Source organism: Amorphoplanes digitatis (genome assembly GCF_014205335.1).
GTDB classification, from domain to species: Bacteria; Actinomycetota; Actinomycetes; order Mycobacteriales; family Micromonosporaceae; genus Actinoplanes; species Actinoplanes digitatus.
This window is the reverse complement of sequence record NZ_JACHNH010000001.1, coordinates 8,241,557-8,264,556: the sequence shown is the minus strand read 5'-3', so window position 1 is coordinate 8,264,556 and position 23,000 is coordinate 8,241,557. Positions and strand designations below refer to the sequence as shown.

Below are 23,000 nucleotides of genomic sequence, written 5' to 3'. Positions count from 1 at the left end.
GTCCCGGAGGAGGGCCACGTCTTGTCTGGTTCGGTACGCGAAGCACTTGCCGCCCGGTTCCGCCGCGCTTCGAAAGCGGAGGCGGCGGTCGAGGCTGAGCCGAAAACGGACGCCGAGGCGGCGGCCGAGGCCGAGCCGATGTCGGAAGAGGCCACCCCGCCCGAGGCCGTCGCCGGGCCCGCGCGGGAGCGGGGCCGGGTCCGGCGGATCGCCGGGCACGTGCTCACCGTTTCGGCGGTCGTGCTGGTCTTCGCCGCGCTGATCATGCCGAACGTGATCAGCCGGCTGGAGCGCCCCGGCACCTACCTGCGGCTGCCCATCGAGGGCTTCGTCGCCGTCGGCCTGATCATCCTGCTGCCCGGCCGGTGGAAGCGGATCGTCGCGGGCGTGCTCGGCGCCGGGCTGGGCCTGCTGACCGTCTTGAAGACCATCGACATGGGCTTCTACGAGACCCTGAACCGGCCGTTCGACCTGGTGCTCGACTGGGTGCTGCTGGACGACGCGCAGTCCTTCCTCAAGGACACGGTCGGCGACGCCGGCGCCAAGGGCGCGCTGGTCGGGGTCGTCCTGCTGATCGCCGCCATCCTGGCCCTGACGAGCCTGGCGGCGATGCGGATCACCAAGGTCGCCGCCGCGCACCGCCGGGCCACCACGGGCACGGCCATCACCGGCACCGCGGTCTGGCTGGTCATGCTGATGCTCGGCGTGCAGGTCTTCAACATCCCGGTGGCCGCCCGCAGCTCGGCGCTCTACGTCTACGACCGGGCGGGCGCCGTCAAGGCGGGCCTGCGCGACGAGAAGGACTTCACCCGGGAGGCCGCGGACGACGCCTTCGCGAACACCCCGGGCGACCAGCTGCTGACCGGGCTGCGCGGCAAGGACGTCTTCTTCACCTTCATCGAGAGCTACGGCCGCTCGGCGATCGAGGACCCGAAGCTGGCCCGCGGCACGGTCGACGTGCTCAACGAGGGCACCGAGAGCCTGAAGAAGGCCGGCTTCGCGGCCAAGAGCGGCTTCCTCGCCTCGTCGACGTACGGCGGCAACAGCTGGCTGGCGCACTCGACCTTCCTGTCCGGCGTGTGGATCAACAACCAGCAGCGGTACCGCAACCTCATGGCCAGCGACCGACTGACCATGACCATGGCGTTCAAGAAGGCCGGCTTCGACACCGTTAGCGTGATGCCGGGCGCCACCCGGGCGTTCCCGGAGGGCAGCTTCTACGGCTACAACCGGGTCTACGACTCGCGCAACACCGGCTACGTCGGGCCCAAGTTCAGCTGGGCGCCGCAGCCGGACCAGTACACGATGTCCTGGCTCGAGAAGAACCTGCACGAGCCCGCGCACGCGCCGATGATGGTCGAGATGCCGCTGGTGTCGAGCCACACGCCGTGGGCGCCGATCCCGCAGTTCATCGACTGGGACGACGTCGGCGACGGCTCGGTCTACAAGCAGATCCAGAAGGAAGGCAAGCAGCCGAAGTCGATCTGGAAGGACCCGGCGAAGGTGCAGCGGGAGTACTCGCGGTCCATCCAGTACACGCTCACCACGATCACGAGCTGGCTGGAGCGGTACGGCGACGAGAACACCGTCATGGTCTTCCTCGGCGACCACCAGGCCTCGAAGATCGTGACGGGCGAGGGCGCCAGCCACGACGTGCCGATCACCATCCTCGCCAAGGACAAGACCGTGCTCGACAAGGTCGCCGACTGGGGCTGGACCGACGGACTCAAGCCGGACCCGGGTGCGCCGGTCTGGAAGATGAACGACTTCCGGGACCGGTTCCTGACCGCGTACGGGCCGTCGAGCGACGTCAGCCGGGCGCTCTCGCCGCCGCAGCGCTAGGTGTTCTGTCCAGCACCGCCCAGCCGGCGGCGGGCAGCGCCACCGTCGCGGCGGCGGTGCCGGGCTCGGTCAGCTTCGCCTCGCCGTGCAGGACGTTCTTCCCGTACGGCACGGGGAGCTCGGCGGGGGCGGCGCCGGCGTTCAGGGCCACCAGCAGTCGGTGGTCGCCCGCCGCGGCCTCGTAGGCGAACTGCTCGTTGGTCAGGTGCACGGTGCTCGTCCGGGCGCGGTGCAGCCACGGGTGCCGCCGGCGTAGCCCGATCAACTCCTGGTGCAGGTGATAGAGCGGCCGGCCGTACGGCGCGAGGCCGTCCGGGCGGGCGGGGAACGGCGGCCGGACCGCGTCGTCGCCGTGCTCGCGATCCTCCTTGACGCCGGTGAAGCCCTGCTCGTCGCCCGCGTACACCGACGGCGTGCCGCCGACAGTGAGCAGCAGCGCGAGGGCGTGCGGCAGGTGCCGCGCGTCGATGAGTCTGCTGGCCAGCCGCGTCACGTCGTGATTGCCGAGGAAGGTCTGCGGCACGAACGTGTCCAGGAACGTGTTGTGCCGGTCCAGCGCCCAGGCGAGCTCGAAGAAGTTGCCCTCGTTGAGCGCGCTCCACACGGCCTTCCAGAGCTCGTACTGCGTCACCGAGTCCACCGTGGAGCGCGCGACGAAGTCGCCGTAATCGCCGTGGATGACCTCGCCCACCACGTACGCGTCGGGGAACTCGGCGCGGACCCGCGGCAGCACGCCGGCCCAGAACTCGGCCGGGACCGCGTACGCGGCGTCCAGTCGCCAGCCGTCCGCTCCGCGCCGCAGCCAGTGGGTCATCACGCCGGCGACATAGTCGGCGACGGCCGGCTCGAGGTGGTTGAGCGCGACCAGCGCGTCGTGCCCCTCGAACGTCTCGTACCGCGGCTCTCCGGCCCCGTCGGGGCGGGTGGCCCGGAACCAGCGCGCGGTCGGCGCGTCGGCGCCCTGCGCGAGCACCGCCTGGAAGGCGGCGTGCCCCCGTCCGACGTGGTTGAACACGCCGTCGAGCAGCACCCGCAGCCCGCGGTCGTGCGCCGCGGCGATCAGGGCGTCGAAGTCGGCGTCGTCGCCGAGCCGGGGGTCGATCCGCAAGTGGTCGACCGTGTCGTAGCCGTGCGTCTCGGACGCGAAGACCGGGCCGAGCAGGATCCCCGAGGCGCCCAGCTCGATGGCGTAGTCCAGCCAGTCGGTGATCCGTCCGAGCCCGCCGCCGTCGCCGCCGGCCGGGTACGCGCCGGCGAAGCCGAGCGGGTAGACCTGCCACCACACGGCGTGCTCCACCCAGCCGGGCTCGCTCACAGCATCAACTCGCTTCCTCGCCCTGGAGAGCATACGCAGAACGCCGGCCCGAACCGGGCCGGCGTTCTACGTGTCCGGTGCAGGTCAGAGCAGCTCGCCGGCCAGGTGGCCGCGCAGCTTGGTCAGTGCCTTGGTGAGCAGGCGGCTGACGTGCATCTGGGAGATGCCGATCTGGTCGGCGATCTGGGACTGGGTGAGGTTGCCGTAGAAGCGCAGGGTGAGGATCTTCTGTTCGCGTTCGTCGAGGGTGGCCAGGGCGGGTCCGAGGGCGACGCGGGTCTCGGCGATCTCGAATTCGTGGTCGGTGTCGCCGAGGGTGTCGCCGAGTTCGGTGGTGCCGTCGGCGCTGATGGGGGTGGAGAGGCTGGTGGCGTTGTAGGCGCGGGCGCCTTCGAGGCCTTCCAGGACGTCTTCCTCGGTGACGCCGAGGTGGGTGGCGATGTCGGCGACGGTGGGTGAGCGGCCGAGGGTGTGTGTGAGGGTGCTGTTGGCTTCGGTGATGGCCAGGCGCAGTTCCTGGAGGCGGCGGGGTACGCGTACGGACCAGGTGCGGTCGCGGAAGTGGCGCTTGATCTCGCCGATGATGGTGGGGATGGCGTAGCCGGCGAAGTCGACGCCGCGGTCGGGGTCGAACTTGTCGACGGCTTTGATGAGGCCGACGGTGGCGGTCTGGATGAGGTCGTCGGTGGGTTCGCCGCGGCCGGAGTAGCGGTGGGCGAGGTGGCGGGCGAGTGGGAGCCAGGCCTCGATCGCCCGGTCCCGCAGCGACGCGCGGGAGGGGTGACCAGCCGGCATCGCGGCCATCGCGTTCAAGAGGTCGGCGGCGCTCTCCGGCGGTGCCGTGCTGAGCGCCGGCTTCGTCCTCGTCGCGGTGGACTGAATGACAGTCATCTCGTGTCCTCCTTGTCACCTGTCCGGAGAGCCGGCCCGGCGTTTCGCCGGGCCCGGGTCGGGCAAGGTATCGCTGTCGGTTCGCGCCGGCGACGATCGATGGATCGCCGCCGTCCGAACACGTATGGCCGTTCGGTTATGCAGAGGTTAGCCGAGTGGGCCATAGATGACTAGCCGAAAGTATGAGTCACGTTAAGTAGTCATTCGGTCACAGTAGACCGGGCTCAGGGGCGGCGGCGTCGGAGCAAGGCGGCGCCGACCGCTCCCACCAGGGCAATGACGCCGATTACCGCGACGATCGGCAGCCAGGAAGATCCGCCCTTCTCCTCCTTCTGGGCGACCGGAATCGGAGCCGCGGCCGTCGTCGTCGGCGCCGCGGCCGGCGACGACGGGGCCGCGGGTGCGGTCGACGGCGCGGCCACGTTCACGGTGAACGAGTACTTGCCCTGCACCGGGTGCCCGTCCTGCGAGACCACGCCGTAGGTCACGGTGTAGACCCCGTTCGGCAGGGCCTCCGGGAACGTGATCGAGCCCGTCTTGCCCTCGGCCTTCGGCGCGGAGGCCGGCACCTCGCGTCCACCGGCGTCCGTCACCACGATTGTCGTCCGGTCACCGTCCAGCTTCTGGAGGAACCTCAGCCGGACCTCTTCCGGTGCTGTCGTCAGCTTCGCGGCCTTGCCGGGCGTCGCCTCCACCAACGCGTTGTGTGCCCACGCGGGGCCTGCGGTCAGGACGGCGAGAAGCGCCGCGGCCAGGGCCGCGGCGACGATACGAAGGAGACGCATGCGTACTTCCTAGCCGAGAGGGTGCGCGGCGATCCACCCGCCCGGCCCCGGACACGGCCGTGGCGCCGGCCTCGGGTGGGGCCGGCGCCACGGCGCGGGGGAACGTGCTGCTGGGGACGGTGAAGTTATTCTCATCGATGAATTAGTTAACAAGCAAGCAATCTAAGTTCCGGAACTCACACCGCCGCGCCCGCGACGTGGGCGTATGTGGAGCCGCAGTGACCTGGCTCTCGCCAGGGACGGCCGAAGTGCCCGGTCGGGCATGCTGGACCGCGGGTTTCCGGCGGATCGAAGTACGTCGCGGCCATCGTGGAACAGCGTCGTGCCCAAATGGTGATTTGACAGTCTTTGGGGCGGACGCGAAGGCTGTCATCGGCATTCGGCTCCGCCGAGGAGGTTCCTTGCTCGCACTGTCCCGCCGCCAGCTGCTCGCGCTGGCGGGCGTCGGCGGTATCAGTGGTGCCCTCACCCTGCCCGAACGCGCCTCCGCAGCCACGCCGGACCCGGTCGCCGACCGCTACCGCGAGGTGCTGCACGCGCATACCCGCTGGGTGGAGGAGCAGTGGGACACCGGGATCGGCGCCTACCGCGCCGCCGACTTCTGCTTCGTCTCCGTCCTCGGCAACGCGGTCCTGCTCCGGATGGAGGACTACGACCCGCGGCTCGCCGACGTCGACGCGCCGACCCTGAAGGCCAAGACGCTCGCCACGATCCAGCGCTACGCCGCCACCAACCGGCTGGCCGGCGGCGCCGAGTGGGGCCGCCGCCTCTTCTGGGACTCCACCTTCGAGCTGTACTTCATCCTCGCCGCCCGGCTGCTCTGGGACGACCTGGACGAGCAGACCCGCGTCAACGTCGACAAGATCGCGGCGGGCCAGGCGTCGTACGCGTACGGCCTGGGCTCCGACGACGATCCGCTCAGCGACGGCTGGTCACCGCACGGCACGACCGGCGGCTGGACCGGCGACACCCGGCTGGAGGAGATGGGCGTCTACGCGCAGGCCCTCGCGCCCGGCCTCGCCTGGGCCGCACCCTCCGACGAGGCAGCCGACGGGTGGCGGGAGCGCTTCCTGCTGTGGGCGACGAACGCGAGCGGGCTGCCGGTCGCCGACCGCGCCAACCCCGCCGTCCTCGACGGCGAGCGGATCGACCAGCGGAACACCGCGCACAACCTCCACGACGCCTTCATCGTGGAGAACCACGGGTCGGTCAACCCGCACTACCAGGCCGAACTCTGGCGGATGGCCGGCCGCGCGGCGATCCACTTCCTGGTCGCCGGCCGCCCGCTGCCGCAGGTGCTCACCGCCGCGCCGAACGGCGAGCAGCTGTGGGCGACGCTGCGGCTGCTGGCCAGCGACGCGGGCGAGCCGGTCATGCCGATGGTCGCGGACCGCTACCACCTGTACGGCCGGGACGTCCTCCCGCTCGCGTTCCTCGCACAGGTGCAGGGCGACCGCGACGCCGCCCGCGCCGAGGCGGACCTGGCCGAGCGCCTGATGCCCTACCTGCGGTACGAGCCGAAGTACCGGCTGACGAAGTTCAGCGGCGAGGAGAAGTACGAGCCCGAGGCCCGCGCCGAGCTGGCCATCTCCTACCTGTTCCACCGCCTGCGCACGCGCCCGGTCCAGCCGGTCGGCCGGGCCGAGTTCTTCCGCCGGGCCAGCGGCACCCGGGACTTCGGCAAGGAGATCGGGCTGGTCGCGCACCAGTCCGAGCGCGCGTTCGCGGGCGCGGTCACCAAGGCCGGCTTCGTGAACTTCCTGTGGCAGCCCGGGCACGACAACTGGCTGATCGACACCCGGGCACCGGCCTTCCTGCCGGCCGGCAGCCGGCCGACAGCGAGCTGGACCCGGGCGTACCAGCGCAACCGCGACGGCCTGGACGCGACCGCGACCGTGCTCGCCTTGGACGGTGACCACGCCGCGGGCTTCGTCACCCTGCCCACCGGCACTGTCGTCTACGCGAGCACCGGCCTGCCCGGCGAGGGCCGCCTCACCCTCTTCAACCTCGACATGCCCGGGGTGTCCGGCCTGTCCGGCAAGCGCGGCTTCACCACGCCGGACGGCGCCGCGGTGCTCGGCGACCAGGGCGAGGCGGGCGTCACCTTCAGCCCGCGCGACGCCCGCTGGGTGCGGATGCTCGGCCGCGAGCCCGGCACCGAGTTCGGCTACTCGATCTTCACCTTCGCCGTGCTCGACACCAGGGGCGCCGACCTGGCGCAGGGCGCGATGCCGACGGCCTCCTCCGAGGACATCTGGAATCCGGCGCGCAACGCCACCGACGGCAATCCGGAGACCCGCTGGGCGGTCGCCCGCGAGGAGCGCGGCCGGGTCGACAGCTGGCTCGCGGTCGACCTCGGCTCCGCCGTGAAGGTGGCCGGCGTGCGGATCGACTGGGAGGCCGCGTACGGCAAGGGTTTCGTGATCCAGACCTCGACCGACGGTCTGACCTGGACCGACGCGGCCGCCGTTCCCGAGACCCGGTCCGCATCCGGCTGGGTCGGCATCGACGGCCGGGCCGGCATCGTCACGCACGGCACGTCCCGCGAGATCGTGGTGAGCGCGGGCGCCGTGTCCGCGCCGGCGCCCATCATCGAGGGTTACCCGGGCGGCACGACGAACCTGGCCGCGGCCGCCGCCCGCACCCTGCCCACCGCCGAGGGCCTGCTGATCAGCGACGCCGACGGCTACCTCAGCGTCTTCAACCTCACGCCCGAACGGGTGGAGGCCGTCGTCGGCCTCCCGTCCGGCCGCCGCCTCTACCGCGGCACCCAGATCGCCCGCGGCAAGGGACTCCAGTGGGCGACGAGCCTGGCGGGCGGCACGGCGCTGGTCGAACCGCCGCGCTTCCTGCTCGACGAGCCGGCACCGGACGGCACCCGGTTCGAGGCGCGGGACTCGAACCACCTCAAGATCACCGCGCCGGGCCGGCGCCGGGTCGACCTGACGATCCGGGCCGGTTCCTGGTCCACCCGGGTGCGGCTGCGGGCCGGCCGATCCCGCAGCCTGGTCGTGCCGGGCTTCCCGGTGACGCCGACCGCCGACCTGGCCCGCGGCCGCGTCACCTTCCCGACCTCGCCGCTGCCCGCCGGCATGAACCCGCCCGCCCGCGCGGTCGACGGCGACCCCCGCACGACCTGGCGGCCGGGCGGGTCCGGCCGGATGGTGGTGGACCTCGGCGCGGTCGTCGCGGTCGCCGACACCCGCCTGACCTGGACCAGGGGGCGCCGCAGGAAGTGGCGCATCGAGGCCTCCGAAGACGGCCTGACCTACTCCGCTCTCGGCGAGCGGGCCCGCTATCTGGCGGTGGCGGTCGAGGGCTGGCGCCCCGGCGACGCGGAGCTGATCGAGTTCGCGGCGTTCTGACCGGCCCTCCGCGCCCGAAATGTGGGGCGGCGCACCGAGGCGACCTGGGCAAGCGATCGCGTGGCGCGGACGACGCCGGTATGCTGTTCGGCGGGCCGTGACTGGCGCGTTCGGATGGGCCAACCATCGTGGAGCGGCCCCGTCGTGGTGGAGACCGGTCCGCTGGACGACCCTGCCGTGCGCCTGGGCCTCTTCACCTGTGATAGGGAGGTCCGATGTCCGCACTGAATGCCGAGTCGACCGCTTTCCGTTCCGCCCTCGAGGCGGTACGCGCCGTTGAGCCCCGCATCGCCGACGCGATCGCCAAGGAGCTCACGGACCAGCGCGAGTCCCTCAAACTGATCGCGTCCGAGAACTACGCCTCTCCCGCCGTGCTGCTGGCCATGGGCAACTGGCTCAGCGACAAGTACGCGGAGGGCACCATCGGCCGCCGCTTCTACGCCGGCTGCCAGAACGTCGACACCGTCGAGACCGTCGCGGTCGAGCACGCCAAGGCCCTGTTCAACGCGCCGTACGCGTACGTGCAGCCGCACTCCGGCATCGACGCCAACCTGGTCGCGTACTGGGCGATCCTCGCCGACCGGGTCGAGGCGCCGGCGCTGGCCAAGGTGCAGAAGCGCAACGTCAACGACATGACCGACGCCGAGTGGGCCGAGCTGCGGGCCGCGTTCGGCAACCAGCGCATGCTCGGCATGTCGCTCGACGCCGGCGGGCACCTCACCCACGGCTTCCGACCCAACATCTCGGGCAAGATGTTCGACCAGCGCAGCTACGGCGTCGACCCGGCCACCGGCCAGATCGACTACGCGGCGCTGCGCGCCTCGGCCAAGGAGTTCCGGCCGCTGGTCATCGTCGGCGGCTACTCGGCGTACCCCCGCAAGGTGAACTTCCGCATCATGCGGGAGATCGCCGACGAGGTCGGCGCGACGTTCATGGTCGACATGGCGCACTTCGCGGGCCTGGTCGCCGGCAAGGTCTTCACCGGCGACTTCGACCCGATCCCGAACGCGCACATCGTCACCACGACGACGCACAAGAGCCTGCGCGGGCCCCGCGGCGGCGCGGTCTTCTGCCAGCCGGAGCTCTCCGACCAGGTCGACCGCGGCTGCCCGATGGTCCTCGGCGGCCCGCTCTCGCACGTGATGGCGGCCAAGGCGATCGCGTTCGCCGAGGCCCGCCGCCCCGAGTTCGCCGACTACGCGCAGCGCATCGTCGACAACTCCCAGGCGCTCGCGGCCGGCCTGACCAGCCGTGGCGCCACGGTCGTCAGCGGCGGCACCGACAACCACCTGGTCCTGATCGACGTCGACAAGTACGGCCTGACCGGCCGCCAGGCGGAGCAGGCGCTGCTCGACTCGGGCATCGTCACGAACCGCAACTCGATCCCGCAGGACCCGAACGGCGCCTGGTACACCTCCGGCATCCGCATCGGCACGCCGGCGCTGACCACCCGCGGCCTCGGCACGGCGGAGATGGATCAGATCGCCGAGCTCATGCACACGGTGCTGAGCAGCACGAAGGCCGGCGCGTCGAAGGCGAAGTTCAACCTGGACTCCGCGGTGTCCGACCGCATCTCGAAGCAGGCGACCGAGCTGCTCGCGGACTTCCCGCTCTACCCGAGCGTCGACCTCGGCTGATCTTCGACCATGAGGGGCCGCGTCCGCCGGGCGCGGCCCTTCGTCGTCTGACGGCCACGCGGGGAAGCGCTTCCCCAAATTCTATCGTACTGTCCTATTTGCACAGCATGCCGGTAATGATCGTCTTGCAAGTTCAAGCCTATTCGGGCACGTCGATTTCTCGTCGAACAACCGTTATCGAGACCGGGTCGAGCCCGTCGTGGCTGCCCGTAAGGCCGCTCGGGTGCCCGGTTCCGCCGGGCGCTCCCCGGCCGTCGCCTCAACGTATTCGCAGCTCGGCGCCGGTCCGGGCGACTTATCGGGCGCGCCGGTGACCGAAAGTAGGGCGGTCGTCGCGTTCGGGCGCGACCCGATTCACTTTTGGACACTCCTTTGACACATGAGCGTTACGAACCTAGCGTCCAGGACGCGGGGGAGCGCTCTCTCCGGGTTCCCCCGTCATCCCCATCGGGAGCTTTCCCCGGCTCCCACCCGGACGCGCATCCCCCGCGCCCGTACCGCCGTGTCTAGGAGACGCAATGGTCATCCCCGATCTCTCCGCCGTCCCCGAAAGACGAACCCGCACCGGATGGCGCCTGGCCGCCACCGGCGCCCTGGTCGCCGTCGTCGTCGCGGGCTTCGGCGCGGTCACCGCGCTGAGCGCCTCGGCCGCCGAGACCCTGCTGTCGCAGGGCAAGCCGGCGACCGCCTCGTCGTCGGAGAACCCCGGAGTGTTCCCGGCCACCGCCGCGGTGGACGGCGACGCCGGCACCCGCTGGTCCTCGGCCTTCGCCGACCCGCAGTGGCTACAGGTCGACCTCGGCGCCGACTCGGCCATCACCCGGGTCGAGCTGAACTGGGAGGCGGCGTTCGCCAGGACCTTCCGGATTCAGACCTCCACGAACGGCAGCACCTGGACCGACGCGACCGCGGCCACCGCGGGCGTCGCCGGCGTGCAGAGCCTCGCGGTCTCGGCAACCGCCCGCTACGTGCGGATGTACGGCACCGAACGGGCCACCCAGTACGGCTACTCACTCTGGGAGTTCAAGATCTTCGGCGGCACCACCACCCCGACGACGCCCCCGACCGGACCGACCGTGCCCGGCGGCGGCAGCCTCGGCGCGAACGTGATCGTCTTCGACCCGTCGATGTCGAGCGCCTCGATCCAGAGCCAGGCCGACACAATCTTCCGGCAGCAGGAGTCGAACCAGTTCGGCCTCCAGCGCTACGTGCTCGCGTTCAAGCCGGGCACCTACAACGGCCTGAACATCCAGGTCGGCTTCTACACCTCGGTGCTCGGCCTCGGCCAGAACCCGCAGGACACCCGGATCAACGGCGACATCACCGTCGACGCGGGCTGGTTCCAGGGCAACGCCACCCAGAACTTCTGGCGCTCGGTCGAGAACCTGTCGGTCTACCCGGTCTCCGGCGCCAACCGCTGGGCCGTCTCGCAGGCCGCGCCGTTCCGCCGGATGGACATTCACGGCGACCTCAACCTCGCGCCGGCCGGCTACGGCTGGGCGTCCGGCGGCTACATCGCCGACTCGCGGATCAGCGGCTCCGAGCAGCAGTACTCGCAGCAGCAGTGGTTCACCCGCAACAGCACCATCGGCTCGAGCCTGAACGCGGTATGGAACCAGACGTTCGTCGGGGTGCAGGGCGCGCCGGCGTCGAGCTTCCCGAACCCGCCGTACACCACGATCGGCACCACGCCGGTCATCCGGGAGAAGCCGTACCTGTACCAGGCCGGCGGCGCGTACCAGGTGTTCGTGCCGAACCTCCAGACCAACGCGGCCGGCGTGACCTGGGCCAACGGCAACACCCCGGGCACGGCGATCCCGCTGACGCAGTTCTACGTCGCCAAGCCGGGCGACAGCGCCGCGACGATCAACAACGCCCTCGCGCAGGGCCTCAACCTGCTGTTCCAGCCGGGCGTCTACCACGTCAGCCAGACGATCAACGTGAACCGGGCGAACACCGTGGTGCTCGGCCTCGGCTACGCCACGATCATCCCGGACGGCGGCGTCACGCCGATGCAGGTCGCCGACGTGGACGGCGTGAAGATCGCCGGCCTGCTCTTCGACGCGGGCACGACAAACTCGGCGAACCTGCTGGTGATCGGCCCGAACGGCTCCTCGGCGAGCCACGCCGCGAACCCGACGACGGTCCAGGACGTCTTCTTCCGGATCGGCGGCTCGATCGCGGGCAAGGCCACCAACAGCCTGCTGGTGAACAGCAACAACACGATCATCGACCACATCTGGGCCTGGCGCGCCGACCACGGCAACGCCGGCACCTACGGCTGGACTGTCAACACCGCGGACAGCGGCCTGATCGTCAACGGCCAGAACGTCACCGGGTACGGCCTGTTCGTCGAGCATTACCAGAAGTACGAGGTGATCTGGAACGGCAACGGGGGCCGCACGTACTTCCTCCAGAACGAGCAGCCGTACGACCCGCCGAACAACGCCACCTGGCGCACCGGCGCCAACGGGTACGCGGCGTACAAGGTCGCCGACAGCGTGACCAGCCACGAGGCCTGGGCGATGGGCAGCTACTGCTACTTCAACGTCAACCCGCAGGTGCACTCGGACCGTGGCTTCGAGGTCCCGGTCAACTCCGGGGTGCGGCTGCACAACATCTTCACCGTGTCGCTGGGCGGCAACGGGGTCATCGACCACGTCGTCAACAACACCGGCGGCCCCGCGCAGGGGACGGCGACGGTGCCGGTCAACGTCGTCAACTTCCCGTAGGGGGCATTTCTCCGGAGCCGCGCGGGATCAGCGTCGTCGCCACGCTGATCTCGCGCGGCTCCTCCGCGTACCCGTCGATGCGCTCGAAGAGCGCCCGAGCCGCCGCGCCGCCCATCGCGGCCGGGTCCTGCGCGACAACCGTGACCGCGGGTTCGAGCAGGTCGGCCAGGGGGAAGTCGTCGAAGCCGACGAGGGCCGCGTCGAGGTGCCGGCCGAGCCCGTGCAGCGCCCGCACGGCGCCGATGGTGATCAGATTCCGGCCGGTGAACAGGGCGGTCGGCGGCCGCGCGCGCCCGAGCAGGCTCCGGGTGGCCGCCTCGGCGGCCTGTGAACCGCGCAGTCCGTCGATCATGACCGGGTGCAGCCCGAGGGCTTCGAGCGCGGTGAGGTAGCCCTCGCGGCGCTCGTGGGTCGCCGGGTCTCCGAGGTACGCGATGCGGCGATGCCCGTGCCCGATCAGGTGCCGGACGGCCCGCAGCGCGCCGGAGGCGTCGCCGGCCAGCACCGCGTCGCCGGCGAATCCGGCGGCCGGCCGCTCCACGAACACGATCGGGATGTCCGGCGGCAGCTCCGCGGCGAGATAGCCCTGGTCCGCGCCGGCCGGCGCGAGGATCAGGCCGTCGGCGTGCCGCCGCGCGAAGGCCCGGACCAGCTCGCGCTCGCGGTCGGGATCCCCGTCGAGGCTGCCGGCCAGCACGTGTACGCCGCGCGCGCGGGCCGCGTCCTCGACCGCCCGGTGCAGGGCGGCGGAGAACGGGTTGCCGACGTCGTCGATCAACAGCCCGATGGTCCCGGTCCGCCGGTCCATGCGGCGCAGCATGCTCGCGCCGAGGTGCCGGCGGTAGTTCAGCGCGGCGACCGCGGCGCGGACCCGCGCGACCAGAGTGGGGTCGACGGTGGTCTCGCCGTTCACGACCCGGGAGACGGTCTTGAGGCTGACCCCGGCGGTCCGGGCGACGTCGTTCATCGTCGGCCTCCCCTCCGTCATGATCCCCCCTGAATTGATCGACATCTAATGATGATCACGTAATGCAACGATACGGAAACTAATTGTTGACACTCGATGCGGCGAGACGTCTACTGCAAGACAACGTTGTCTCGCTATTTCGGCTAAATCGATTTGGAGGGGGACATGCGCCAATCAATGCTGATCAAGCGCGGGCGCCTCGGGCCCGCGCTGGTCGCGGTGGCCGTGGTGATCGCAACCGCGGCCTGCGGCGGCGATGACTCCGGCGGCGAACAGATCGTCGGGCTGATCACCAAGACGGACACGAACCCCTTCTTCGTCAAGATGAAGGAGGGCGCCCAGCAGGCCGCGGACGACGCGGGCCTGTCGCTACAGACCTTCGCCGGTAAGCAGGACGGCGACAACGAGGCGCAGGTGCAGGCGATCGAGAGCCTGATCTCCGCCGGCGCCCGGGGCTTCCTGATCACCCCGAGCGACTCCAAGGCGATCGTCCCGGCGATCGACAAGGCCAAGCAGCAGGGCATGCTCGTCATCGCCCTGGACACGCCGACCGACCCGGCCGACGCCGCCGACGCCACCTTCGCCACCGACAACTACCAGGCCGGCAAGCTCATCGGGCAATGGGCGAAGGCGAAGTTCGAGGCCGACGGCAAGCAGGCGAAGATCGCCATGCTCGACCTCAACGCCAACCAGGTCTCCGTGGACGTCAAGCGCGACCAGGGCTTCCTGGACGGCTTCGGCATCCCGGTCGGCGACCCGAACAAGATCGGCGACGAGAGCGACCCGCGGATCTCCGGACACGACGTGACCGACGGCGCCGAGGACGGCGGCCGCACGGCGATGGAGAACCTGCTGCAAAAGGACCCGTCGATCAATCTCGTCTACACGATCAACGAGCCCGCGGCGGCCGGCGCCTACCAGGCGATCAAGGCGGCCGGCAAGGACAAGGCCGTCACCATCGTCTCGATCGACGGCGGCTGCCCCGGCGTCGACAACGTCAAGGCCGGCGTCATCGGCGCGACCTCGATGCAGTTCCCGCTCAAGATGGCGTCGCTCGGCATCGAGGCGCTCGACAAGTTCATCGACAACGGCACCAAGCCGCAGGCGACCGCGGGCAAGGACTTCGTGGACACCGGCGTCACGCTGATCACCGACCAGCCGCAGACCGGACTCGATTCCGAGGACTCGGCCTGGGGCAAACAGAACTGCTGGGGCTGACGATGACGACCGTCACGAAGGAACCACCACCGCCGCAGGACTTCGAGGTCCGGCACAACGACTCGCTCGGGCTGCGCCTGCAACACCTGCTGCACGGCAACCCGACGCTCGGCCCCCTGGCCGTGCTGATCGTGGCGATCATCGCCTTCTCGATCGCCAACCAGCGGTTCTTCTCGGCACCGAACCTGTCCCTGGTGCTGGCCCAGGTCACCGTCATCGCGGTGCTCGCGCTCGGGCAGACCCTCATCATCCTGACCGCGGGCATCGACCTGTCGGTCGGCGCGATCGCGGTCTTCTCGTCGATCCTGATGGCCAACTTCGCCACCAAGCTCGGCATGCCCGGCGTCCTGGCGCTGCTGCTCGGCCTTGCCTGCGGCACGGCGATGGGCGCGCTCAACGGCTTCCTGGTCACCAAGATCAAGCTGCCGCCGTTCATCGTCACGCTGGGCACGCTGAGCATCTTCTTCTCGCTGAACTCGGTGGTGTCCAAGAGCGAGACCGTCCGCGGCTCGGACATGCCGGACATCCTCACGTGGACCGGCACCACGATCCCGATCGGCGGCTTCCGGCTCACCTACGGCTCGATCATCATGCTGCTGCTCTTCGCGGTCTTCTTCTACGCCCTCGGCTCGACGGCCTGGGGTAAGCACGTCTACGCGACCGGCGACGACCTGGAGGCGGCCCGGCTGGCGGGCATCCGGACCAACCGGGTGCTCTTCTCGGTCTACACGGTGGCCGGCCTGCTGTACGCGGTCGGCGCGTGGATCCTCATCGGCCGGCTGGCGTCGGCGAGCCCCAACGTCGGCATCGACTACAACCTCGACTCGATCACGGCGGTCGTGCTCGGCGGGACCAGCCTCTTCGGCGGTCGCGGCGGCGTGCTCGGCACCCTGATCGGCGCGCTGATCGTCGGCGTGTTCCGCAACGGCCTGCAGCTCGCGGGCGTCGAGGTCGTCTGGCAGGGCTTCGCGATCGGCCTGCTCGTCCTGGTGGCCGTCTCGCTGGACCAGTGGATCAGGAAGGTGAAGGCGTGACTACGGCGGTCCTGGAAGCACGCGGCATCACCAAGCGGTACGGCCGCGTCACAGCCATCGAGAACAGCGACCTGGAGCTGTACCCCGGCGAGATCCTCGCGGTGATCGGCGACAACGGCGCGGGGAAGTCAAGCCTGATCAAGGCGCTCTCGGGGGCGCTGATCCCGGACAGCGGCGAGATCTACCTGGACGGCGAGCGCGTCCAGTTCCGCAATCCGATGGACGCCCGGGCGGCCGGCATCGAGACGGTCTACCAGACCCTCGCGGTGGCGCCGGGCCTGGACATCGCCGACAACCTGTTCCTCGGCCGCGAGGAGCGCAAGCCGGGTGTGCTCGGATCGGTGTTCCGGCTGCTGGACAAGTCGCACATGCGCTCCGAGGCGAAACGCCACATGAGCGAGCTCGGCGTGGCGACTCTCCAGAACATCGGCCAGGCGGTGGAGTCCCTGTCGGGAGGCCAGCGCCAGGCGGTCGCGGTGGCCAGATCGGCGGCCTTCGGCAGCAAGGTGGTGATCCTCGACGAGCCGACGGCGGCACTGGGCGTCAAGGAGGGAAACCGGGTACTGCAACTGATCCGGGACGTCCGCGCCAAGGGCCTGCCGGTGATCCTGATCAGCCACAACATGCCGCACGTCTTCGAGGTGGCGGACCGGATCCACATCCAGCGCCTGGGCCGGCGGGCGACGGTGATCACCCCGAAGAGCCACTCGATGTCGGAGGCGGTGGCCATCATGACGGGTGCGGCCGAGCCGCCACCGCACGCCGCCTAGGCGACACCGGTGCGGTAGGCCGCCGCCTGACGAGGCGGCGGCCTACCCAGGTCTACGCGCCCCAGCCGGCCTGCTCGCCGCCCACCCGGTCCCGCACGATCTGTTCCTGGTACCCGCTGCGGCGGTACGCCGCGACCGGGTCCGGGTCCAGGCCCGCGTCCGCGCGTACCTCGCCGAGCAGCGGCCTGACGTCGGTGTTGTACGCGTCCATCAGCACCGCGTTCGCCGCCAGCACGTCGCCCTCGTTCTGCGCCTCGGCGAGGGCGTCGCGGTCGACAAGCAGCGCCTTCGCCGTCGCCTCCTGGATGTTCATGACCGAGCGGATGATGGCCGGGATCTTCGCCTCGATGTTGTGGCACTGGTCGAGCATGAAGTTGATGCCGTACGCCGGGTCGAGGGCGTCCCCGCGCACGATCTCGTACATGATGCGGAAGAGCTGGAACGGGTCGGCCGCGCCGGCCATCAGGTCGTCGTCGGCGTAGAAGCGGCTGTTGAAGTCGAACGCCCCGAGCCTGCCCTGCCGCAGCAGGAAGGCCACGATGAACTCGATGTTCGTGCCCGGCGCGTGGTGCCCGGTGTCGATGCACACCGTCGCCTTGGCGCCCAGTTCAACGCAGTGCGCGTACGAGGTGCCCCAGTCCGGGACGTCGGTCGCGTAGAAGGCCGGCTCGAAGAGCTTGTACTCCAGCAGGATGCGCTGGTCGTCGCCGAGCCGGTCGTACGCCTCGCGCAGCGCCGTCGCCAGGCGGTCCTGGCGGTTGCGCAGGTCGTCTTGCCCCGGATAGTTGATGCCGTCGGAGAACCACAGCTTCAGGTCCCGCGACCCGGTGGCGTCCATGATGTCGACCGCCTCCAGGAGGTGGTCGGTCGCCTTGCGGCGGATGCCCGGGTCCGGGTTCGTCACCGAGCCGAGCTTGTAGTCATCGTCCTGGAAGACGTTGGTGTTGATGGCGCCCAGCCTGACCCCGAGCTCCCGCGCGTACCCGGCCAGCGCCGCGTAGTCGTCGACCTTGTCCCACGGGATGTGCAGCGCGACCGACGGCGCCACGCCCGTGAATCTGTGCACGGCCGCGGCGTCGGCGATCTTCTCCTCGGGGTTGCGGGGGACGCCGGCCTGCGCGAAGACCTTGAACCGGGTGCCGGAGTTGCCGAAGGCCCACGACGGGGTCTCGATCCGCTGCGCGGCGAGCGCCCTCTTGACGGCGGCCAGGTCAGCCATGTGTATCACTTACCTTCTCTGTCTGCTTCTGTGTCTTCGTCTGCGTAGAGGTGGAAAACCTCGGTGAGCAGGGGGAATCCGTCGTCGGGCGTGGTGCCGGCGAAGAACGGGGCCATCTCCGCCTGCCAGCGGGCGTTCACGTCGGTGGCCTCCATCGCGGCCCGGGACGCCTCGAGGTCGTCGGCCTCGACGTAGCCGATCAGCAGCCCGTCGGACCGCAGGAACAGGGAGTAGTTGCGCCAGCCGGTGGCCCGCAATGCCTGAAGCATCTCGGGCCACACGGCCTGGTGCCGCTCCACGTACTCCGCCATCCGCTCGGTGCGGACCTGGAGGTTGAAGCAGTAGCGCATGCTTTACCGCTCAGAAGTTGAACTGGTCGATGTTCGCGGCGGTGAACTCGGTCGGCGGGCCGAGCACGATCTCGCCGTCCGCGCCGACGGTGTAGTCCTTGAGCTTGCCGGCGGTGAACTTCTCGCCCTCCTTGCCGGTGATCTGGCCGGAGGCCAGCGCGGCGCCCGCGTATCCGGCCAGGTAGCCGATGTCCGCCGGGTTCCAGAGCGCGAACTTCTTCACGGTGCCGTCCTTGACGTACTCGCGCATCTGGTTCGGCAGCCCGAGGCCGGTGATGCCCACCTTGCCCTTGTAGTTCGACCCGCTGACGTAGCGTGCGGCCGCGGCGATCCCGACGGTGGTCGGCGAGACGATGACCTTCAGGTTCGGGTACGACTGGAGCAGGCCCTGTGCCTCCTGGAAGGACTTCTGGTCGTCGTCGTTGCCGTACACGGTCTTGACCAGCTTGAGCTTGGCGTTCTCCGGCTTGGCCAGCTCGGTCTTCATGACCTCGATCCAGGCGTTCTGGTTGGTGGCGTTGGGGGTCGCGGAGAGGATCGCGATCTCGCCCTCCCCGCCGGCCATCTCGCTGGCCATCTTGACCAGGCTCTCGCCGATGCCCTGGGTGGTGGCCTGGTTGATGAAGACGTCGCGGCACTCCTTGGCGGCGTCGGAGTCGAACGCGACGACGTTGATGCCGGCCTGGCGTGCCTGGTTCAGCGAGGGGCACACCGCGTTCGGGTCGTTCGCCGCGATGACGATCACGTCCTGCTGCTGCTGGATCAGCGTGTTGATGTAGCTGACCTGCGAGGAGGCGCTGGCGTCGTTCGGGCCGACGAGCTTGTACTCGCCCTTGAGCTCCCCGACGGCCTCCTTGCCGCCGCTGACCTCGACGTCGGAGTACGGGTTGTTGAGCTGCTTGGGGAGGTAGGCGATCTTCAGGCCCTCCTTGAGCTTCGCGTTGGGGTCGGCGCTGGCACCGGCCTGTGCGGCCGTACCGGAATCGGAGGAGTTGTCCTTGGTGGTGCCGCCGCAGGCGGCGATGCCGAGGACGAGCAGTGAGGCCGCGCTTGCACAGAGTAGGCGTCGGTGGGAACGAAGCATGGCGAACTCCTATGAGGGGGAGGTTAAACAGCGGCGGCGCGACGGAGCTTCCGTCTTTGCCAGTTACTGCGGATCGAGGAGGCGATATTGGGAAGGAGCACGGAGAGCACGAGCAGGGCGCCGGTGACGATGTTCAGCGCCTGGCCCGAGACGTCCTGTAGGCGCAGCGCGTTCTGGAGCGCGGCGAGCAGGACCACGCCGGCCAGGACGCCGGGGAGGCTGCCCTTGCCGCCGAAGATGGAGACGCCGCCGAGCAGGACCGCGGCGACCACGGCCAGCTCGAGACCGGCGCCGTTGTCCGCGCGGGCGCTGGAGTAGCGCAGCGTCCACAGCACACCGACGAGCCCGGCGACCGCACCGCTGACCACGTACAGCCAGAACTTGGTGCGGGCGACCCGGATGCCGGAGAAGTGGGCGGCCTGTGCGTTCGCGCCGATCGCGTACAGGGAGCGGCCGAACGGGGTCGCGTGCAGGATCACCCCGAAGATCACCGCGAGCGGGACGATCAGGATGAGGACGTTGGGGATGACGCCGCCGCCGAGGGTTCCGGTGACCCAGCCGGTGTAGTTGAACGGGAAGTCCGCGACGGCGCTGTCGCCGAGAACCACGAAGGCGAGGCCGCGGTACAGGGCGAGCGTGCCGATCGTGACCGCCAGCGACGGCAGACCGAGCCCGGTGACCAGGAAGCCGTTGAGGGCGCCGAGCAGCGCGCCGGCGACGATGCAGATCGGGATGATCGACTCGATCGACAGGCCCTGGTTCCACAGGTAACCCATGATCGAGCTGGCCAGGCCGAGCGTGCTCGCCACCGACAGGTCGATCTCCCCGGTCACGATGATGAAGGTCATCGGCAGCGCGACCAGCATGATCGGCATCAGGTCCAGGACCAGGAAGGTGAAGTTGCGGCCGGTGCCGAAGTTGCTGATCGACAGCGAGGCGACCACCAGCACCGCGACCGTGAGCAGGATGATGATGCTGTCCCAGCCGGCCAGCCGGCGCTTGAGATCCCGCTTGGTGTCGCCGGCGAGCTCAGACATGGGAGTCCTTCCTCCGCAGCGCGCGGGCGATGCGGACCGCGACCAGGCGGTCCGCGCAGATGGCCAGGATGATCAGGGCGCCCACGATGGCCTGCTGCCAGAACTGGTTGATGTCCAGGACCGCCAGGGCGCTGCCGATGACGGTCAGCAGCAGCGCGCCGAGGCCGGCGCCCCAGACCGTTCCGCTGCCGCCGAAGACGGCCACCCCGCCGACGACCACGGCGGCGACGACGTTGAGCTCAAGGCCGGTGCCGGCGGCGGCGTCGACCGTGCCGAACCGGGCGGCGAAGAGCACGCCGGCCAGGCCGGCCAGCGCGCCGCTGAGGATGAAGACGCCCAGCAGGTTGCGGGCCACCCGGATGCCCGCCAGCTCGGCGGCCTCCGGGCTGGAGCCCATCGCGTACAGCTCGCGGCCGACCCGGTAGTTACGCATCAGCACCGAGACGCCGCCGACCACGATCAGCGCGATCAGCACCAGCCACGGCAGGAAGCCGAGGAACGAGTCGTTGGCGAAGGTCAGGAAGTGCCGGGGCAGTTCGTCGGCGTTCACCTGCTGGCCGCCCGCCCAGGAGTAGGTGATGCCGCGGAAGATGTAGAGCGTGCCGAGCGTGACCACCAGGGCCGGCACCCGGCCGAAGCGGACCAGGACGCCGTTGACCAGCCCGGCCACGCCGCCGATGGCGAGTCCGGCGAGGATCGCCACCACCATGGGCAGGCCCGGGTTGGCGCTCATCATGGTGGCGACCGCGAACGCGCTCAGCCCCAGCACCGACCCGACGGACAGGTCGATGTTGCGGGTGATGACGACAACGGCCTGCCCGGCCGCCATCACCGCGAGGATCGCCGTGTTCAGCAGGATGTCGCGGATGCTCTGCCCGGAGAGGAAGCGCGGGTTGCCGGCGGCGGTGTAGCCGACAAGCGCGGCGAGGGCCAGGATGATGCCGAGCTCGCGCGTCCTGACCAGCCCACCGATGAGCCGTCGGGCCGGAGAGGGCGTTGCGGTCGCCAATGCCGCGCTCATGCCATCGCCTCCGCTGGCGCTCCGGCGATGACATGAGTCAGACGCTGAATTGATGATTCGCTCGCAAGCTCGCTCATGAGGCGACCTGCTGTCCCATGGCGGCGTACATGACGGACTCCTCGGTGGCTTCTTCTCGGGTGAGCTCGGCGACGAGGTGGCCCTCGCGCAGGACGAAGATCCGGTCGGCCATGCCCAGCACCTCGGGAAGCTCGGACGAGACCATCACGACGGCCAGGCCGCGGGCCGCGAGCGACGACATCAGCCGGTGCACCTCGGCCTTGGTGCCGACGTCGATGCCGCGCGTCGGCTCGTCGACGATCAGCAGCTTCGGGTCGGTGGCCAGCCACTTGGCCAGCACGACCTTCTGCTGGTTGCCGCCGGAGAGCGTGCCGACCGGGTCGGAGAGCCGGCCCAGCTTGGTGTGCAGCTGCCGGGTCCAGCTCCGCGCCTCGCGCCGCTCGGACCCGCCGAGCAGCAGGCCAAGCCGGGCGAGCGCGCGGCTGCGCGGCAGCGTCACGTTGCGCTCGACGGAGAGTTCCATGATCAGCCCCTGCTGGCGGCGGTCCTCGGGCACCAGCGCCATGCCGGCCGCCATGGCCGCCCGGGGCGAGCCGGCCCGCAGCGGCCGGCCGAGGAAGCGGACCGAGCCGGTGTCGTACCGGTCGACGCCGAACACCGCCTGCATGACCTCGGAGCGGCCCGCGCCGACCAGCCCGGCCAGGGCGACGATCTCGCCGGCCCGGACCGTGAAGCTGATGTCGCGGAAGACGCCCTCGCGGCCGAGGCCCTCGACCTCGAGCACGGTCTCGCCGATGACGGCGTCCTGCTTGGGGAAGAGCGCGCTCAGGTCGCGGCCGACCATCCGGCGGATCATGTCGTCGACGCTGAGGTCGGCGACGAGCTCGGTGCAGACGTGCCGGCCGTCGCGCATGATCGTGACCCGCTGGCAGAGCGCGGTGATCTCCTCGAAGCGGTGCGAGATGAACATGATCGCGGCGCCCTCGTCGCGCAGCGCCCGGGTTACCGAGAAGAGCCGCTCGACCTCGACCGCGCTGAGCGCGGCGGTCGGCTCATCCATGATCAGGATGCGGGCCTCGCTGGAGAGGGCCTTCGCGATCTCGACGAGCTGCTGGTCGGCGATCGACAGGCCGCGGGCCGGCCGGTCGGGGTCGATGTGCACGCCGAGCCGGGCGAAGAGCCGGGTCGCGTTGGCGTGCATCGCGCGGCGGTCGATCTGCCGCAGCCGGGTCAGCGGCTGGTTGCCCATCGAGATGTTCTCGGCGACCGACAGGTCGGGGAAGAGCGTCGGCTCCTGGTAGATGACGGCGATGCCGGCGGCCTTGGCGTCGGCCGGGCCGCCGAAGTCGGCCGGGGCGCCGCCGACGGCGAGGGTGCCGGTGTCGGGCCGGTAGACCCCGGCGAGCATCTTGACGATTGTGGACTTGCCCGCGCCGTTCTCGCCCACCATCGCGTGCGCCTCGCCCGCGTACAGGGTGAAGCTGACACCCTGCACGGCCGCGACGGCGCCGAAGGACTTCGTCACCTCGCGTACCTCGAGTGCCGGGGGCGCTGTCGCCACGGGCCACCTCCACAAGGGTGTTTGAAATGTTTCATACGCCGTGTGACGAAGGTAGGTGGCGCCGATCACACGTGTCAAGGTTTCCGGCGGAAACGAAGATGTAACAGGCTCCGAGCAGGGGCGGCCGGTACCGTAGGATGTCGCTTCAACGTTT

17 protein-coding genes and 1 riboswitch are annotated in these 23,000 nt (G+C 70.1%); of the genes, 7 read left to right on the top strand and 10 right to left on the bottom strand.

Annotated elements, in window-relative coordinates:
* Positions 1 to 21 precede the first annotated feature (21 nt).
* Positions 22 to 1,842 carry a sulfatase-like hydrolase/transferase gene (locus BJ971_RS36615; RefSeq protein WP_239087662.1) on the top strand — a complete coding sequence of 607 codons (1,821 nt, stop codon included), beginning with the start codon at positions 22 to 24 and terminating at the stop codon, positions 1,840 to 1,842.
* Here the strand turns inward: BJ971_RS36615 and BJ971_RS36610 are convergent.
* The 3 genes from BJ971_RS36610 to BJ971_RS36600 form a co-directional block, all read right to left on the bottom strand.
* Positions 1,811 to 3,157: an alpha-amylase family protein gene (locus BJ971_RS36610; protein ID WP_203709500.1), complete on the bottom strand. Its 1,347-nt coding sequence runs from the start codon at positions 3,155 to 3,157 to the stop codon at positions 1,811 to 1,813. The genes BJ971_RS36615 and BJ971_RS36610 overlap by 32 nt on opposite strands.
* An 84-nt stretch (positions 3,158 to 3,241) precedes the next feature.
* Positions 3,242 to 4,048, bottom strand: a complete 807-nt coding sequence (locus tag BJ971_RS36605; protein WP_184997878.1) for an RNA polymerase sigma factor SigF — start codon at positions 4,046 to 4,048, stop codon at positions 3,242 to 3,244.
* A gap of 224 nt (positions 4,049 to 4,272) precedes the next feature.
* Positions 4,273 to 4,833, bottom strand: coding sequence for a copper resistance CopC family protein (locus BJ971_RS36600; RefSeq protein ID WP_184997877.1), 561 nt, complete (start codon positions 4,831 to 4,833; stop codon positions 4,273 to 4,275).
* A 401-nt stretch (positions 4,834 to 5,234) separates the two neighbouring features.
* Here BJ971_RS36600 and BJ971_RS36595 point away from each other — a divergent pair, with 401 nt between their 5' ends.
* The 3 genes from BJ971_RS36595 to BJ971_RS36585 all read left to right on the top strand — a co-directional run bounded on the left by BJ971_RS36595 (position 5,235) and on the right by BJ971_RS36585 (position 12,567).
* On the top strand, positions 5,235 to 8,198 hold the full coding sequence (locus BJ971_RS36595; protein ID WP_184997876.1) for a discoidin domain-containing protein: 2,964 nt from the start codon (positions 5,235 to 5,237) through the stop codon (positions 8,196 to 8,198).
* 87 nt (positions 8,199 to 8,285) lie between these two features.
* Positions 8,286 to 8,394, top strand: a riboswitch (ZMP/ZTP riboswitch).
* A 19-nt stretch (positions 8,395 to 8,413) separates the two neighbouring features.
* Entirely contained in the window at positions 8,414 to 9,835 is a 1,422-nt protein-coding gene (locus BJ971_RS36590; RefSeq protein WP_184997875.1) for a glycine hydroxymethyltransferase, read from the top strand.
* Between the two features lie 518 nt (positions 9,836 to 10,353).
* Positions 10,354 to 12,567: a discoidin domain-containing protein gene (locus BJ971_RS36585; RefSeq protein ID WP_184997874.1), complete on the top strand. Its 2,214-nt coding sequence runs from the start codon at positions 10,354 to 10,356 to the stop codon at positions 12,565 to 12,567.
* On the opposite strand, the gene BJ971_RS36580 is transcribed toward BJ971_RS36585, so the two are convergent.
* Entirely contained in the window at positions 12,554 to 13,534 is a 981-nt protein-coding gene (locus BJ971_RS36580; RefSeq protein ID WP_184997873.1) for a LacI family DNA-binding transcriptional regulator, read from the bottom strand. The genes BJ971_RS36585 and BJ971_RS36580 overlap by 14 nt on opposite strands.
* Before the next feature lie 165 nt (positions 13,535 to 13,699).
* Here BJ971_RS36580 and BJ971_RS36575 point away from each other — a divergent pair, with 165 nt between their 5' ends.
* From BJ971_RS36575 to BJ971_RS36565, 3 genes are read left to right on the top strand one after another with little or no spacing between them, the layout of a single operon-like run.
* Positions 13,700 to 14,752, top strand: coding sequence for a substrate-binding domain-containing protein (locus tag BJ971_RS36575; RefSeq protein WP_184997872.1), 1,053 nt, complete (start codon positions 13,700 to 13,702; stop codon positions 14,750 to 14,752).
* 2 nt (positions 14,753 to 14,754) lie between these two features.
* The gene (locus BJ971_RS36570) at positions 14,755 to 15,786 is read left to right on the top strand and encodes an ABC transporter permease (RefSeq protein ID WP_184997871.1); all 1,032 of its coding nucleotides are present in this window, start codon (positions 14,755 to 14,757) and stop codon (positions 15,784 to 15,786) included.
* Entirely contained in the window at positions 15,783 to 16,556 is a 774-nt protein-coding gene (locus BJ971_RS36565) for an ATP-binding cassette domain-containing protein (protein ID WP_184997870.1), read from the top strand. The genes BJ971_RS36570 and BJ971_RS36565 overlap by 4 nt, the downstream gene beginning before the upstream one ends.
* Before the next feature lie 52 nt (positions 16,557 to 16,608).
* Here the strand turns inward: BJ971_RS36565 and rhaI are convergent, their stop codons facing one another.
* From rhaI to BJ971_RS36535, 6 genes are all read right to left on the bottom strand, one after another.
* Positions 16,609 to 17,775: an L-rhamnose isomerase gene (rhaI, locus tag BJ971_RS36560; protein ID WP_184997869.1), complete on the bottom strand. Its 1,167-nt coding sequence runs from the start codon at positions 17,773 to 17,775 to the stop codon at positions 16,609 to 16,611.
* Between the two features lie 5 nt (positions 17,776 to 17,780).
* The gene (locus BJ971_RS36555; protein ID WP_184997868.1) at positions 17,781 to 18,125 is read right to left on the bottom strand and encodes an L-rhamnose mutarotase; all 345 of its coding nucleotides are present in this window, start codon (positions 18,123 to 18,125) and stop codon (positions 17,781 to 17,783) included.
* 10 nt (positions 18,126 to 18,135) lie between these two features.
* Positions 18,136 to 19,209 (bottom strand): rhamnose ABC transporter substrate-binding protein, encoded by a 1,074-nt coding sequence (gene rhaS, locus BJ971_RS36550; RefSeq protein WP_184997867.1) that lies wholly within the window; start codon positions 19,207 to 19,209, stop codon positions 18,136 to 18,138.
* Between the two features lie 23 nt (positions 19,210 to 19,232).
* Positions 19,233 to 20,246 (bottom strand): ABC transporter permease, encoded by a 1,014-nt coding sequence (locus BJ971_RS36545; protein WP_184997866.1) that lies wholly within the window; start codon positions 20,244 to 20,246, stop codon positions 19,233 to 19,235.
* Complete coding sequence (locus BJ971_RS36540; protein WP_184997865.1) at positions 20,239 to 21,267, bottom strand: ABC transporter permease; 1,029 nt, start codon at positions 21,265 to 21,267, stop codon at positions 20,239 to 20,241. The genes BJ971_RS36545 and BJ971_RS36540 overlap by 8 nt, the downstream gene beginning before the upstream one ends.
* Positions 21,268 to 21,340: 73 nt before the next feature.
* Entirely contained in the window at positions 21,341 to 22,846 is a 1,506-nt protein-coding gene (locus BJ971_RS36535) for a sugar ABC transporter ATP-binding protein (RefSeq protein ID WP_184997864.1), read from the bottom strand.
* Positions 22,847 to 23,000: the final 154 nt, after the last annotated feature.